This window comes from Mucilaginibacter lutimaris (assembly GCF_042676625.1).
Lineage (GTDB): Bacteria > Bacteroidota > Bacteroidia > Sphingobacteriales > Sphingobacteriaceae > Mucilaginibacter > Mucilaginibacter lutimaris.
On record NZ_JBHTIA010000003.1, the window covers coordinates 381,770 to 397,026 of the forward strand.

General features: G+C 42.7%; 14 protein-coding genes. 9 read left to right on the forward strand and 5 right to left on the reverse strand.

Annotated features, from left to right (window positions below; genetic code table 11):
* Position 1 precedes the first annotated feature (1 nt).
* A complete protein-coding gene (locus ACFQZI_RS02410) occupies positions 2-1,651 on the reverse strand; it encodes an ArnT family glycosyltransferase (protein WP_377138010.1) in 1,650 nt (549 codons plus the stop codon).
* Between the two features lie 260 nt (positions 1,652-1,911).
* Here ACFQZI_RS02410 and ACFQZI_RS02415 point away from each other — a divergent pair, with 260 nt between their 5' ends.
* From ACFQZI_RS02415 to ACFQZI_RS02425, 3 genes are all read left to right on the forward strand, one after another.
* Positions 1,912-2,427, forward strand: coding sequence for a DUF2911 domain-containing protein (locus ACFQZI_RS02415; protein ID WP_377138012.1), 516 nt, complete (start codon positions 1,912-1,914; stop codon positions 2,425-2,427).
* Between the two features lie 105 nt (positions 2,428-2,532).
* The gene (locus ACFQZI_RS02420; RefSeq protein ID WP_377138014.1) at positions 2,533-3,615 is read left to right on the forward strand and encodes a DUF3810 domain-containing protein; all 1,083 of its coding nucleotides are present in this window, start codon (positions 2,533-2,535) and stop codon (positions 3,613-3,615) included.
* Between the two features lie 595 nt (positions 3,616-4,210).
* The gene (locus ACFQZI_RS02425) at positions 4,211-4,696 is read left to right on the forward strand and encodes a hypothetical protein (protein ID WP_377138016.1); all 486 of its coding nucleotides are present in this window, start codon (positions 4,211-4,213) and stop codon (positions 4,694-4,696) included.
* A gap of 48 nt (positions 4,697-4,744) precedes the next feature.
* Here ACFQZI_RS02425 and ACFQZI_RS02430 read toward each other — a convergent pair whose 3' ends face one another.
* Together ACFQZI_RS02430 and ACFQZI_RS02435 are read right to left on the reverse strand one after the other, a co-directional pair.
* A complete protein-coding gene (locus ACFQZI_RS02430) occupies positions 4,745-5,476 on the reverse strand; it encodes a hypothetical protein (RefSeq protein WP_377138018.1) in 732 nt (243 codons plus the stop codon).
* Between the two features lie 2 nt (positions 5,477-5,478).
* A complete protein-coding gene (locus ACFQZI_RS02435; RefSeq protein WP_377138020.1) occupies positions 5,479-6,375 on the reverse strand; it encodes an MBL fold metallo-hydrolase in 897 nt (298 codons plus the stop codon).
* A 339-nt stretch (positions 6,376-6,714) separates the two neighbouring features.
* On the opposite strand from ACFQZI_RS02435, the gene ACFQZI_RS02440 reads away from it, so the two are divergent.
* Entirely contained in the window at positions 6,715-8,382 is a 1,668-nt protein-coding gene (locus tag ACFQZI_RS02440; RefSeq protein ID WP_377138022.1) for an ArnT family glycosyltransferase, read from the forward strand.
* On the opposite strand, the gene ACFQZI_RS02445 is transcribed toward ACFQZI_RS02440, so the two are convergent.
* Both ACFQZI_RS02445 and ACFQZI_RS02450 read right to left on the reverse strand, forming a co-directional pair.
* Positions 8,375-10,936 carry a phosphocholine-specific phospholipase C gene (locus ACFQZI_RS02445; protein ID WP_377138024.1) on the reverse strand — a complete coding sequence of 854 codons (2,562 nt, stop codon included), beginning with the start codon at positions 10,934-10,936 and terminating at the stop codon, positions 8,375-8,377. The genes ACFQZI_RS02440 and ACFQZI_RS02445 overlap by 8 nt on opposite strands.
* Before the next feature lie 57 nt (positions 10,937-10,993).
* Complete coding sequence (locus tag ACFQZI_RS02450) at positions 10,994-11,509, reverse strand: GNAT family N-acetyltransferase (RefSeq protein WP_377138026.1); 516 nt, start codon at positions 11,507-11,509, stop codon at positions 10,994-10,996.
* 117 nt (positions 11,510-11,626) lie between these two features.
* Between ACFQZI_RS02450 and ACFQZI_RS02455 the strand changes: the two genes are divergently transcribed.
* The 5 genes from ACFQZI_RS02455 to ACFQZI_RS02475 all read left to right on the forward strand — a co-directional run bounded on the left by ACFQZI_RS02455 (position 11,627) and on the right by ACFQZI_RS02475 (position 15,241).
* Positions 11,627-11,956, forward strand: coding sequence for an L-rhamnose mutarotase (locus ACFQZI_RS02455; protein ID WP_377138028.1), 330 nt, complete (start codon positions 11,627-11,629; stop codon positions 11,954-11,956).
* 31 nt (positions 11,957-11,987) lie between these two features.
* Complete coding sequence (locus ACFQZI_RS02460) at positions 11,988-13,280, forward strand: alpha-L-fucosidase (RefSeq protein ID WP_377138030.1); 1,293 nt, start codon at positions 11,988-11,990, stop codon at positions 13,278-13,280.
* Between the two features lie 50 nt (positions 13,281-13,330).
* Positions 13,331-13,552, forward strand: a complete 222-nt coding sequence (locus ACFQZI_RS02465) for a hypothetical protein (protein ID WP_377138032.1) — start codon at positions 13,331-13,333, stop codon at positions 13,550-13,552.
* Positions 13,542-13,880, forward strand: coding sequence for a type II toxin-antitoxin system RelE/ParE family toxin (locus ACFQZI_RS02470; protein ID WP_377138034.1), 339 nt, complete (start codon positions 13,542-13,544; stop codon positions 13,878-13,880). Before ACFQZI_RS02465 ends, ACFQZI_RS02470 begins: the two co-directional genes overlap by 11 nt.
* 188 nt (positions 13,881-14,068) lie before the next feature.
* Positions 14,069-15,241 (forward strand): acyl-CoA dehydrogenase, encoded by a 1,173-nt coding sequence (locus tag ACFQZI_RS02475; protein WP_377138036.1) that lies wholly within the window; start codon positions 14,069-14,071, stop codon positions 15,239-15,241.
* Positions 15,242-15,257 lie beyond the last annotated feature (16 nt).

Sequence of the window (15,257 nt, forward strand, 5' to 3'; positions counted from 1 at the left end):
GTTATTTGCTGATTAGATAAGCTTTAGATAATACCTGGCCGCGTGTAGCGACATTTATAAATTTTGGTAACACGTTTTCCTGAGGATAATCTATAAACGACCGGATGATCTTAAAATCTGCGTGTGTATTATTAAGATAATCTACCGATGCCTGGCTTGCAAAGAATAACGTTTTACCGGCGGGTTTAAAATCTTTAAATCTCTCCAGTGGTATAAACTCAACTGGCTTATTACTATAAAACTGGAATGAGTTGTTTGACATGCGCAGCGAATATAATCTGGCATCGGAAAACTCTGGCCGGTTCGCGTATTTGGCCGCGGGTATCTGGCTGTTATAAGAGGCAACAAGCGGGAATATTACCGTATTAAGATAGAAGTTTGCGAACAGCACCGAACAGCAGGTAAGCATAAATATCTTGTATGGCGTTTCTTTTACCTTGATAATAATTGCCGCGGCAATTGATCCAAAAAGTATAAGTGCTACAATAAAGTATAGGTTAGACGCCGGCTTTGCAAGTAGGTGTATGGCCACTATTATTAAGGGTAACGCTATAGCGAAAAGTAATAAGACCACTTTGCGGTAAGTTTCTCCCGAACGGGTTAATTGTTTAAAACAATAAGGAGCGGTTATAATGGCAAACAGGGGGAACAATATGTTGGTATAAAACGGCAACTGAAACCTGGAAAGTGAAAATAGGAGCAACAAGAGCAAACCACCGCTAAGTGTATAATATTCGGGTAACTTTACCTTTCGCCAGATACTTTTAAAAGTTTGGTATAGCGAATAATAAAACAACAGGCACCAGGGCAAAAAGGCCCAAAGGAGTGTATGGACAAAGAAGAATTTATCGCCGCCTTTTTTTTGCTGTATAGGCCCTTGGTTTATAAAGCGGCCAAACTGGCTATCCCACAAAAACCATCGTATCCCGCTAACGTTTTGCCTTCCAAAAACAGTTTTTTCGGGGTGAGCATCAAACTGAACATATAACGCATAAAGCTCGGGAATAGTAAGCAGAAAGGTAAGCAAGTATAACAACAACCATTTTGGATGAAATAGGTGCAATATTTTTTTTTGCGCGATGAACTGTCCCACAAGCGCGCCGTAAATAGCTACAATAACAAAGATGCCCTTGGTCATGATGGCGCAGGCTGTGAGCAGGGCGGCAAGCAATAAATGCTTACCTGTTGCTTTAACGTTATAACGGGCAATGTGATAGATACTGCCAATAATAAGCGCCATCAGGTATGGTTCGGCCCGCACATCTAAATTTGACAGAAGCAGGTGTTGGGCTGTCATCAATATTAAAACAGCGGCAAGCGCAATTTCTTTAGTGTAAAACCTGCGGGTAAAAAGGTAGGTGTACAACAGGCTTAACAAAAAGAAAAGAAGCGCGGGTAAACGATAAGCCCAGGCGCTCACCCCAAATAGCTTAAAGCTCACTAAAATTGCCCAAAATGGGAAATGCGGCTTATCAAGCCAATCGGTATTGTAGGTAAATAGCTGGAGGGCATCATGCCTGTAAAGCATGTTTTTTGCGATAGACGCGTAAAGCCCGGGGTCGTCGGTAAAAAAATCAGCCCTGATGCCAATGAAGTTAACCACCAGTGCCACCACAGATAATAATATATAAAAGGGCTTATAATTGGCCATTGCTGGCACAAATATAACGCTAATGCAGGCAAATATTTATGGTGATATACAGCATAAAAAACCCCCGCCTTGCGGCAGGGGCCAAAAACTCACAACAATTGTTTAACCTTTCGGTCAATTCCTAACTGCAATGTGAATTCAGCCTATATAACACCCTGTGGTGTCGAAAGTTTTAAGGCTTAAAGTATTAAAGTAATTTTTTTAGATGTTACCGTTAATGCGTTATCTTTAGCACCATATAAACCACAAGCTACACCGTTATGAAAAAAACATTCCAATTAAAATCGGCAATGCTACTTGCATTTACTATGCTGTTTGCATCCGTTACGTTTGCACAAAATAAACCTGCTGAAAGCCCGCGCGATAGCGTTAGTGCTAAAATAGGTAAATCAACAATTAGCATAAACTATGGCAGCCCAGCGGTGAAAGGCCGTAAAATATATGGTGAATTGGTGCCGTTTGATAAAGTATGGCGCACCGGTGCTAACGAAGCTACCGTATTTACTACAACAGCTGATATTTTGGTTGAGGGTAAAAAATTACCGGCAGGCACTTACAGCTTCTTCGCCATCCCAACCGCCACTACCTGGACGATCATATTTAACAAAACAGCTAAACAATGGGGCGCGTTTAAGTATGATGCTGCACAGGATGCATTACGCGTAACTGTAAAGCCGGTTGCTGCAAAACCTACCGAGCATTTAGTATACAAGATAAATAGTAAAGGGTTTACACTTACCTGGGATAAATTAACTGTACCGGTTAAAATAAAATAGTACCCGCTATAAATAAAATTAACCCCGGCCAACAGGTCGGGGTTTTTTGTTGTGCAATAATTAAAAATAAAGCTAATATTGCCATCAGATAATACCCTAACAAAAATGCGAAAACAAAAGCCGGGCAAGGTTTTAATAAGGAGGGGACTAATTATTATCGGCCTTATACTGGCCGTAAACCTTCTGCTTGTTTTTGCAGACCACCCGCAGGCGGTTGAAAAATATTACTCAACTAAGCTATACCCATTTATCTGCCATATACTGCATCCTGTATTTAACATTTTCCCTTTTAGTGTTGGTGACCTGATATACCTTTTTGTAATGGGCTACCTGGCTTATGCACTCATTAAGCTTGTGGCATTATGTATTAAAAAGAAGTTTTTAAACGCCGGTATTTTTGCGGCAGGCATGGTGATCGGCGTTATGACGGGTATACTTGTCTTTTACCTTTTTTGGGGGTTAAATTATTTCCGCCCATCGGCAGGGGAGCGTTTAAATCTGCGCGATAGTACCTACACCAAGGCCGAACTGCAAAGGGTTACAGCTATACTTATTGACAGCGCCAACGTTACCCGGGCAAGGGTAACCGATGCTGACCTGAAGCAAAGCAACGATTCTATATATTACATTGCAACCCGGGCGGTTATCAAATTATCAAATACTAACACGGCTTACTATACTTATAAGCCTAAAATAAAGCCATCATTATTAACAGGGATACTAAATTACATTGGCACATCGGGTTATTATAACCCTTTTACCGGCGAAGCGCAAATGAATTATCAGATGCCGGTGTTTAACCGCCCTTTTGTAGCCAGCCACGAGATGGGCCACCAGATGGGTTACGGGCCCGAAGATGAAGCAAACTTTGTGGGATTTGTGGCGGCAACAGGCTCTACAGACAGGCTGCTAAGGTACTCGGCGTATAATCTTGCCGTAAACGAGTTTATGCACACTATGCGTTATACGGATACTGTGGTGTTTAAGCAGTTAAAAACACGCATTGCCCCCAAAGTATTGGCCGATTTTAAAGAGGAACGCCTGTACTGGCAATCTTATCAAAATAAGATCAATACCATAACCAGCGTGTTTTACGATAATTTTTTAAAAGCCAATAACCAACCCCAGGGCTTAGATACCTATAACCGCATGGTATTATTGGTAATGGCGATGTACAGAGAAAAATGAATAGTGAGTGATTTTAAATCTGTGAGATCAATATAATCAATCTGCGAAAAGCCAAATCGATAGACCTAAATAAAAAATGCGTTCCGTATCTCACCCCGGAACGCATTACAACACTATTCAAATAATGTTGATCAACTAAACCTCAGATAACATGTCTAAAAAATTACCCAAGCCCTTACAGCAAACCTAAGGGTTGCTTTTTCTTAATATATTCTTTTTGTGCTAGTTACTGTGCAAAAAGTGTTCCTAATTTTTAAAGTGTCAAATATACACATTGAGCGTGTATCATAAAACTTATTCTACTAAAAGACTGTTTAAACATGTAAAAGTTACAAAACTGTGAAAAATACAGTTTAATTAATACGTAGCGACAAATGTATGTGCTACAGTTATATTTTTTTTAAAACTTGAATAAATTATTTAAGGAAATTAATAAAGAGATGGGACGCCCTTTAAAATATACATAGCGTGTAATAATAACTTGAAATAACCAATATTTATCTGGCCGCAACAATGCAGTGTCTATTCTTAAAAGGGATAAGGGTGAGCATATGGGCTTAAAAAAATAGTTTATATTTGTTTCAGTTTCAAGTACATGAAAAGATTCTCGTTAATTATATTATTCATTAGCCTGTTTGTTGGAGCGCGGGCACAGAGCATTTCTTTTTTCGACCTTACAAACCTTACCAACTTAAGCGATGGACAGGCACATACCTATCTTACCCTTGGTAATGTTTTTAAACATCAGTACTTAGAAGAGAAGGATGGTAAAAAGATCGAACACTTCCGCTCAATATCACCAAAGGTGAAATTGCAAAGCATAACTATTGGCGAAAATACAAAGCTGTCTAACGGCACTGTGCTACGCACGGTCACCTATGATACTACCGACCCGCAGCATATTGTAAATCTTATAGCACAAGCCCGCCGCTCTAAGCTGGTTTTGAAGTTTCAGGGGCAGGATCAATACAACAATATCTACAAATTTGACAACGAGTTTTACTTTATAACCATGACCATCAGCACCACCGAAAACAAAGGCCAGGTGGTAATCAATCAAAAAGAATTTGCTGGTTACTGATCAAATACTTTCAGTGTTTAACCCATCGCATTCCAGATAGTAACTTTACTACTTCCCGATCATAGCCGGGTCGAACACGCTTTTGTCTATAGGTTTGTTAGCCACTATATCATGATACACCTCGGTTTGGAGCAATTTGTCGTTAACGTAAAACTTGCAAAGGGTTTCGCTCCACGCGCCTGCTACCGGTTTGTACTCTTCAAAGGTTGCTTCCATTTTGCCATGCGGGTCGTATTTAAAGTAACGTACAGGCACAAGTTTTTCTTTGTCTATCCATAACTGGTTTACTTTGTCGTCGTCCTTCGCAGCCCCTAATACGTAAACTGCTTTACCCTTCCATGTGCTTTCGTGGTATTTGTTGAGGTCAAACTGTAATGTTTTAAAGTGCTCAAATACCTTATCGATGGTTCTGAAATACATCCCACCTAAAAAGAAGATCAATTCGTTCTCATCTTTATTGGCGCGCACTACCTTATTATCCTTAAAGTAGTAGGAAGAATCGCCCCGGTAAATTACGCCATTGCCTGTTTTTTCACCAAAGTCTATCCGCAACATATCGGGGTAAACAATGCGCTCGTGCCAAACATCTGTTTTTACCAAAGTATCGTTACGGTAACGCCCGGTAGTTTGGGTAAATGTTAATGATGTATGCCACTTGTTATGATAGCGGGCATACATTCTTTTTATTACATCGGCAGATGTTAACTGCTTTGGCGATGTAAACCCCCATACCGATAAGAGGGTAGCAATTGATGTGATGATAGAGAGCAGGTGTTTCATAGTTAAGCGGTTAATTCTTCATATGCAGCAGTAAGTCCGCGTTGTATACCGTCGCCATTCCAGTCGGGAACACCCGGGATTGAAGTAGCAGCCAGGATCTGTTCTTTAGTTTTGCCGGCTTTAATACTGCTGTCAACAAAAGCCACCAATTTTTCCATAAAGTTCTGCATGGCTTTAAGGTCATCCATGATGCCGGTAACTTTTGCCGGGTCAAAGGCATGCCCGTAAACAAATATGGTATCCTTGTTAAATTGTTTTTGCGCCTGCTCTAAAGCTATTGCCCAGTGCTTGCAAGAGGCACCAGCGCTACGGTCAATGTATGGATACATACGGTTAAACACCTGATCGCCGCAGTGCACAATGTTGGCGTTTTCGAAATGGATAAAACTATCGCCATTGGTATGGCCCGCGCCAAAGTAATGGGCTGTAATATGTTCGTCGCCTACTTTTACTTTCCATTTATCGTTAAAAGTAGTATCGGGGTATAGTTGTTTATCCTCTGTTTTTTGTTTGGCAGCAGCGGCTTTTTGATTAGTCAACGAGTTTGCGTGAGCCGCTACATTCTTCGTAATTCCCTTAAAGGAGATGTTACCACTGGTATGGTCGCCGTGGTGGTGGGTATTGATGAGCCATTGAAAGGGCTTTTCGCTTTTCTTCTTAAGTTCGGTTATGAGGTGTGTGGCCGGATCAGGGAACTCGGCATCAACGCAAACAATGCCTTCCTTATTCACCATCCAGATGATGGTACCGCCCTGCTCGGTAAAAATACCCACATTGTTGCGCAGCGGTGTTAGTTTATACTCGGGCATGGCAAGTATGCCTGCAATACTTTTATTACCTAATAAAGCCAGTGAGCCTGCTGTTAAAGCGGTGTTTTTTAAAAATTTACGGCGTTCCATATGTGGGTTAGAGATTAATTGTTTGGTTGTGCAATAGGGGATATTGCATAGGTTAAATTTAAATAGAAAAATTGATGTAAAATGAAAATGGACCGTAAATTTTAAAAATGAGGTTTTCCATCCCCAAAAAATCAGTTTTAGGCAGAAAATGTTCACGTTCACGTTTGCACAACCAGGCTGTTTTTTCGGATGAGTTGATAATCAGTTATTTGAACTTTAAAGTGGTGACAGCGTAGCGTCACCACAAGTAACGTTAAAAATGATATAGCCTGAAGTACGCACATGCTGCTTTGACGAACATATAGGGCTATCAGCAAACATTCCTTAACTTTACCCCGCATGCAACAACCCGGGCAAGATAAATACAAATGGCTGTACCTGTTTATTGGTTTGGCTGTGCTGTTAAACTTTACCGGTTTGTTTATCCCTATCCTGGCGCCCGATGGTACGCTGTATGCCGTTATTGCCAAAACCATGGTGCAGCGTAACGATTACGTAAATATCATTGTAAACAACACCGACTGGCTGGATAAGCCGCACTTCCCGTTTTGGGTGGCCGCGTTATCCCTTAAGATCTTCGGGATCACCACCTGGGCGTATAAGCTGCCGGGTATCCTGTTTATGCTGATGGGGGCATGGTACACTTATAAACTGGCAAAAGAGCTTTACACCAGGCAAATAGCACTATGGGCGGTACTGATACTGCTTACTTCGCAGCATATTATTTTATCCAATAACGATGCGCGTGCCGAGCCATATTTAACAGGCCTCATCATCGCGTCTGTATACTATTTTTATATAGCTTACACGCGCAATAAATTTTGGCAATTGGTACTGGGCTCGCTATTTGCCGCTTGTGCTATCATGACCAAGGGGATGTTCGCCTTAGTACCTATAGGTGGCGCTATTGCGGGGCATTTAGCCATCACCAAACAATGGAAGCAGCTTTTTAAGCTGCGCTGGTTGTTGGCCGCTTTGCTGATACTGGTATTTATCTTTCCCGAGATCTACTGCCTGTATGTACAGTTTGACAGCCACCCCGAAAAGCTTGTTTTTGATACGCACAATGTATCGGGCATTAAATTCTTTTTTTGGGATAGCCAGTTTGGACGTTTTTTTAATACCGGCCCCATTAAAGGCCACGGCGATCCGTCGTTTTTTATCCATACCACGTTATGGGCTTTTTTGCCATGGTCGTTAATATTGTTTGCTGCTATATGGCACTTTGTTAAAACAGGCTTAAAAAATGTGCAAAAGCGCGAATGGCTTTGTATAAGCGGGGCATTGCTAACCTTCCTGCTCTTCTCGGCATCTAAATTCCAGCTGCCGCATTATCTCAACATCGTATTCCCGTTTTTCGCTATTATAACCGCGCAGTACCTGGTGGGTTTACAATCGGCACGCACCATAAATACCATCCGTATAATTCAAATTGGCCTGGTTGTCTTGATGTTGCTGGTAGTAGGCACATTGCATTATTTTTTTAAACCGCAGCAGTTTAGCTGGGATATTGGCCTTACACTATTGGTTTGGCTGGGGTTGCTTGTTATCCTGCCCGGTAATTTTGGTAATGCCGATTTCAGGCAAACCGCATTCCGAACACTTATTATATCATTTGTGGTAAACCTATATCTGAATCTTGCTTTTTACCCCTCGCTGTTAAAATACCAGGCAGGGAGCGAGGCGGCCTTTTGGATTAAAGAGCATAATACCGACCAGTTACCCGTAGCCCGCAGCTTTGAGTTCGCATCGTTCCCGATGGAGTTTTACCTACAGCAGCCAATTATTGAATTGAACGAAGATGGCAGCGGCAACTTGCCTGCAACACCATTTATTTTTTATGGCCCGAAAGAAATTGCCGAATCATTCACAGCTAAAGGATTTAAGGTTGAAAAGCTGGCGCAATTCCAGCGTTACCATATATCGCGCCTTAAGCCCAAGTTTTTAAATGCGGCCACCCGCAAGCAAGAGGTTGCGCAAATGGAAGTCATAAAAGTTTCTAAATAACCCTGCCCATCAATGGGTCTGTAAAGCTGGCTTGCCCGGTTTCAACCCTGCCGGCATAGCGTTTTTCAAACTCACTAAAACCTTTTACTTTCACGGTAAAATCATACCATCCGTGGCTTTTGCTTAAATCGAGTTTTATGGTTTGGGGCGCAAAGCTTTCCTGCTGAATGGTCATTTGTTTAGTGCCTGTTTTGTAGGAGTTATCAACCACCTCTACAGCAAGCGGCGTTTTGCCGCCAATTAGCCAAAAGGTAAGGGTAATGTCGCCGTTCGGCTTTTTGCCTACTGTCTGGTATGATGCTTCTATGCCAATGCCCGGGTCATTGACATTGCCTTTAAACTCGCGGTAAAAACCATTTGGCCCATAGGTACGCAAGTGGTAATTGCCGCCTTCAAATTCGTTTAACGGCCAGGCATCGGTAAGGGTATCGCCCGCTTTGGCAGCATAGCTCCAGGTACGTACAGCTTCCATTTTCTGCGGATTGTTAAAAGAGGCATATTTGCCCGGTGCATACACATTAAATGGTGCGCCAACCGCTTTGTCGCCAAAAACATTATTACCCGCTTTAAATTTTATTTCAAATGCGGTTTTATCATCATTCAAACTTCCATCGGCATAAAGTTCATAGGGCAGGGGGCAGGCGGGTTTAATGCCCGGTTCCTGTTTGGGCATATAGGGTGAGGTAGCCGGATGTTTTTTTATAACAGCTATTTCGTCTGCCGATAGGTTTTTATACCCCGAAGGCAGCTTCTTAAACTGCGCCTTGTGGATGCCTTCTACGAACTCGTTTTTCTTTAAGGGGGTTGGCCTGGCATATTGCTCTCCATGGTACGGACGAAATGCCGATGTAAGGTCGCCGCAAACTGTACGGCGCCAATCGCTGATGTTATGTTCTTTTATTTTTTTGCCTGTTTGTTTAGCCAGGAAGGTTTCTAAAAATTGCAGCGACGAGGTATGGTCAAACACCTCGGAGTTTACGTACCCGCCGCGGCTCCAGGGCGAGGCTATTACCATGGGCACCCGGTAGCCAAGGCCAATAGGGCTTTCGCGGTCATAGTCCATAGGGAAATTTTTACGTTCCTGCTCCTGTTCAACGGTTACAAACTCAACCCGGGTATCAACACCGTCAGATACCTTTCCGGTGCCTTTTTTGTGCGAATGAGGGGCTGTAAATGGTGGGATATGGTCAAAATATCCGTCGTTTTCATCGTAGGTTAAAATAAAGATGGTCTTTTTCCAAACCTCGGGGTTTTGTGTTAAAATATCCAGGACTTCTGATGTGTACCAGGCCCCATACCACGGCGCACCGGGGTGGTCAGAAAAATTCTCGCCCGCGGTTAACCACGATACAGTTGGCAGCTTGCCTGTTTTAACATCCTGCCTAAACTGGTAAAGCACATCGCCTTTGGGCACCAGCATTTCGCGCTGTATCCCATTGTCGTTGTATTTAAGGGTGGTTAATTTATGGTAGTTAGGGTCGGCTTTGTTAGTAGTAAAGGCTTTTAAGTGAAGGTTTTTTTCCTTAGCGCTCAGCTTGTCAAATGCGCCGGGCTCTAAAATAGCTTTATTACTGTTTATGCTATCCAATTCGGCCTTTTGTCGTTTTAGTTGCTTTTTAAGTTTGGCAAGGCTTGCATCGCCAGTCGGCAAACCATCTATTTTAACCTGTGTTTGGGCAATTTGTTGCGGTAGTATAGTAAGCTGCTTTTTTAAATAAGCAATGTGTTTATCGTGCAGCTTAACATTATATTGTTTAAAAAGCTCCAGGTTGTTATCGGTAAAGTTTGATAGCCACGCATCTTCTTCACCTTCAAAACCCACACCAACTGAGATCTCGTTTTGATAACACTTCCATGATATACCTGCCTCTTCCAGCCGCTCGGGGAAGGTGGTCCAGGTTAATGATTCAAAGTCCGAATCCTCATTCCAAACATTTGGGCGCGATGTTTCATTTTGCTCTTTACGGATGGTGCCCGTCCAAAAAAAGTTTCGGTTAGGCGTAGTACCGGTTAACGACGAACAAAAGTTTTGATCGCAAACGGTAAAGGCATCTGCCAGGGCATAATTAAAGGGGAGATCGGCGCGGTTATGAAAGCCAAGCGTTAAAGGCATGTCCTTATAATCTTTATTGCCCGACTGTTTTTCTATTAGCCACTGGTCAAAGTTGCCATCGTTACGGGCATTAACCTGGTTGCTCCAGCTGTGCGGTAACGAACTCATCCAGGTAGAGCGTGTGTTATGTATATCAAGATGAAACGGCACGTAAGTTTCGCCCTCGTTATTTGATTGCAGCCAAACAGGGTTACCATTAGGCAGCTCTATAGCACGCGGATCGTTAAAACCCCTTACGCCCTTTAGCGAACCAAAACAATGATCGAACGAGCGGTTTTCCTGCATTAAGAAAACAATATGTTCGGCATCGGCCCAGGTAGTGCCGGGCAATGGGTTTATTGCCATTGCTTTTTGGATAGAGGCCGGTAATATATGGGCAAGGCTCGCGGTACCGGCAAGCATAGCCGCTTTTTTAAGGAAATCTCTGCGTGTATCTGACATGGTGATAACTTATAAACCGCCCAAATATCTGTAATGTATTGTAACGGAAAGATAATGTTATTTTAAATTTAATGTATAAAGCAAAAGCGCATTGCACCCGGGTGGCGTTACCGAGCCTGATATGGCAAAACCACAGCGCTCTAATAACCGCTGCGATCGTAAATTACCATCACTGGTTGTAGCGTAAAGTTTATCTATAGGATATTGTTGAATTATGTAGGTTAACGCTGCCCGGCACGCTTCGTAAGCCAGCCCCCGGCCTTCAAAACCGGGCATAAAGGCGAAGCCAAGATCGGGCCGGTCAAGGTAATCGCGTTTGAAGAGGCCGCACAGGCCGATGGCCTCATGGGTATTGTTTAGTACCACCAGCCATGGTCCAAACCCGTATTGGATATAAATAGGGGTTAATACGTTTAAAATATAATTAACAGCATCGCCCGGGGTAAGGATATTGCGGTCGCCAATGAACTGTTTCCAGGTGGGCGAGTTTAACAGGTCAAATATAAACGACGCATCGTTAGGCGTAAAGCGGCGGAGGCTTATGTTTAACGAAGTATGTAAAATATTGCTCATTAATACTAAGCTATAAATTTCAATGACTGCATGTGCCCTAAAGGCTTGTTTTTGCCACAAACATTTGCGTACTTGTGTTAACGTTGTACCCCATCTTGTTTATTTAGCCGCATGCCCATGAAAAAATATTGCCTTACCCTCGACCTTAAAGATGATGCCGACCTTGTGGCCGCGTACGATGAACACCATAAAGCCGTTTGGCCCGAAATATTAGATAATATTACAGCATCAGGCATCACCAATATGGAAATATACCGGCTGGGTACAAGGCTATTTATGGTAGTTGAGGCCAACGCCGATTTCAGCTTTTCTAAAAAAGCAGCCATGGATGCAGGAAATGCCAAAGTGCAGGAGTGGGAAGACCTGATGTGGAAGTACCAGCAACCAATAAAAGGCGCATTTGCCGGCGAAAAGTGGGTGCTGATGGATAAGATCTTTCAATTATAAAAATATAGCTATACCAACTTCTATCTTAATTATGAAAAGAGTTTTTTTAACGTTATGCCTTATAGGTGCCGTTACCATTAATGTATTGGCGCAATATAAACCTACTGCCGATAACCTTGCACAAAGGCAAAAATTTCAGGATATGAAATTTGGCCTGTTCATTCACTGGGGCATCTACAGTATTTTGGGCGATGGGGAATGGGTAATGCATAATAAGAATATCCCTTATGATAGTTATAAGCGCTTAGCCGCGTTTTTCAACCCGCAGGAGTTTAACGCCAAAGAGTGGGTAGCTTTTGCCAAACAAGCGGGGATGAAATACATCACCATTACCTCGCGCCACCACGATGGCTTTAGCATGTTTGGCACTAAGATGTCGCCCTATAATATTGTAGATGCTACGCCTTACCATAAAGACCCGCTGATGGAGTTGGCTAAAGAGTGCGAAAAGGAAGGCATTGAGCTGCACTTTTATTACTCGCTGCTGGATTGGGGCAGGCCCGATTACGCGTTTGGCAGCCCTATAGTTAATGGTAAACCTGCAAAAGGCGACTGGGATAGCTACATTAATTTTATGAAAGCCCAGTTAACGGAGTTAATAACCAAATATCCCGGCGTAAAAGGTATTTGGTTTGACGGCGACTGGGAACGCACCAAAGTTGACTGGCGTTATAATGAAATTTACGGATTGATCCACAAATTAAACCCGGCGATACTGATAGGTAACAATCACCACGTCGCCGTAAAGGATGGCGAGGATTTCCAGATGTTTGAAAAGGATTTGCCGGGTAACAACACAACAGGCTTCGCGCCGGATCAATCGATAGGTACACTACCGCTCGAAACCTGTGAGACCATCAACAACAGTTGGGGCTTTAACATTACAGACAGAAGCTTTAAATCATCTAAACAGATCATTCATTATTTAGTGGGCGATGCCGGGCGCAATGCCAACTTTTTGCTCAACATTGGCCCCATGCCTAACGGAAAGATCCAGCCGGAATTTACCGACACATTAGCTATTGTGGGCGCCTGGATAAAAAAGAACGGCGAAAGTATTTATGGCACCCGCGGCAGCTACATACCACCGCAACCATGGGGTGTGCTTACTGTAAAAGCTAAAACTGTTTATGCCCATATTACCAGCCCGCAAGGCGAGGGCTATATTTTTATCCCCAAATTAAAGGAGAAAGTAAGCAAGGCGGTTTTATTAAGCAATGGCAGCGCAGTTAAGTATAAGCAGCAGCCGGAGGGTGTCTTTATTTATACCACCGGCCTGGGGATGGATGGGGTAGATACTATTGTGAAGTTAACGGTTGAGTAGAACAGGCATATTTAGTAAAAATAAATGTTAAAGTTTAACTATCTTTGAATATGACCACTATTACCATACAACTACCTGAAAAAGCCCAAAGCAAATTATCAGAAATGGTAAAAGAACTTGGCGGTGAAATAATTTCGATAACATCTGATAAACCTGCTTTAAAAAAGGCCAAGCTTTTAAAAGAGATAAAAGAAGGGATAAGAGAGGTAAAAGCAATACGCGACGGTAAGGCTGATTCTTATTCAATGTCAGACCTGCTTGATGGCAAATAAAATAATACTTACTTCATATTTCCTAAAGAAAGCTAAACGTTTACTAAAAAAGTATCATTCGTTAGGCGATAGCTTAAAAAAATTAGAACAAACGCTAGTTGCCAATCCCAGAACAGGTGAAAGTTATGGTGCGGGTATATATAAAATCCGCCTTGCTGATCCATCTAAAGGAAGAGGCAAAAGCGGCGGCTTCAGGGTAATCACTTATCTGATCGAAGAAACATCTGATTCTACAGAAGTTTATCTTATAACTATTTTTGATAAATCTGAAGAAGCATCTATTGAGAAAGATGATATCAAGGCTATTCTAAAAAGCGAGGACATATAATTCCCCCATATTTTTTTTCAAAATTTATTATTTGCTATGCATGCATAATAAATTTATCTCACAGCGTTTAAAGCTATTATTTATACCATATACCGTTTTGGTGTTGATTTTGCGGCATTTGCAGCATAAAACTTTGGGCAAATTAATTGTTAGCTTTACCAAAAACCAATTATAAATCTACTTTTTACATGGAGCATTTGTTAACTGATAGCCCTGCCGGCTATGATTTTTCTGTAAGCGAAAACCAAAAAATGATAGGCCAGATGGCCAAAGATTTTGCCGAGAAGCACATCCGCCCAAATGTAATGCAATGGGATGAGGAGCAAAAGTTCCCGTTAGAGTTATTTAAACAACTTGGAGAACAGGGTATGATGGGCGTGCTGGTACCTGAAGAGTACGGCGGCTCGGGGTTTGGTTACGCTGAATATGTTACCATAATTGTAGAGATCGCTAAGGTTTGCGGATCGATAGGTTTATCGGTCGCGGCGCATAATTCACTTTGTACCGGTCATATCCTGGCATTTGCCAACGAAGAACAAAAGCAACGCTGGTTACCAAAACTGGCTACTGCCGAGTGGCTTGGTGCCTGGGGTTTAACCGAAGCTAACACAGGCAGCGATGCCATGCGTATGGCAACCACCGCCGTTTTAGATGGCGATCATTATATTTTAAACGGATCTAAAAACTGGATAACCCACGGTAAAAGCGGCGATATTGCCGTAGTGATGGTGCGTACCGGCGAAAAGGGAGATAGCAAAGGGATTTCTGCATTAGTGATAGAGCGTGGCACGCCGGGCTTTAGCGCCGGTAAAAAGGAGAATAAACTGGGCATGCGCGCGTCAGAAACTACCGAGATGATCTTTGATAACTGCCGTGTACCAAAAGAGAACCTTTTAGGTTTAGAAGGCGAAGGCTTTAAACAAGCCATGAAGGTGCTTGATGGTGGCCGTATCTCTATCGCTGCGCTATCATTAGGGATTGCAAAAGGCGCGTTCGAGGCGGCAGTTGCCTACTCTAAAGAACGCCATCAATTTGGGCAGCCCATCAGCAACTTCCAGGGTATTGCATTTAAGCTGGCCGATATGGCTACCGAAATTGAAGCCGCCGAACTGCTTATCATGCAAGCCGCCGACCTTAAGAACCGCCATTTGCCTGTTACTAAACAATCTGCCATGGCAAAATATTACGCATCAGAAGTGGCGGTACGCTGCGCTAACGAGGCGGTGCAGATCTTTGGCGGGTACGGTTACACCAAAGATTTCCCGGTAGAGAAGTTTTACCGTGACGCCAAATTGTGTACCATAGGCGAGGGAACATCAGAGATACAAAAGATCGTGATCAGTCGCGAGGTGTTAAAGTAAGAAACTATACTGATCA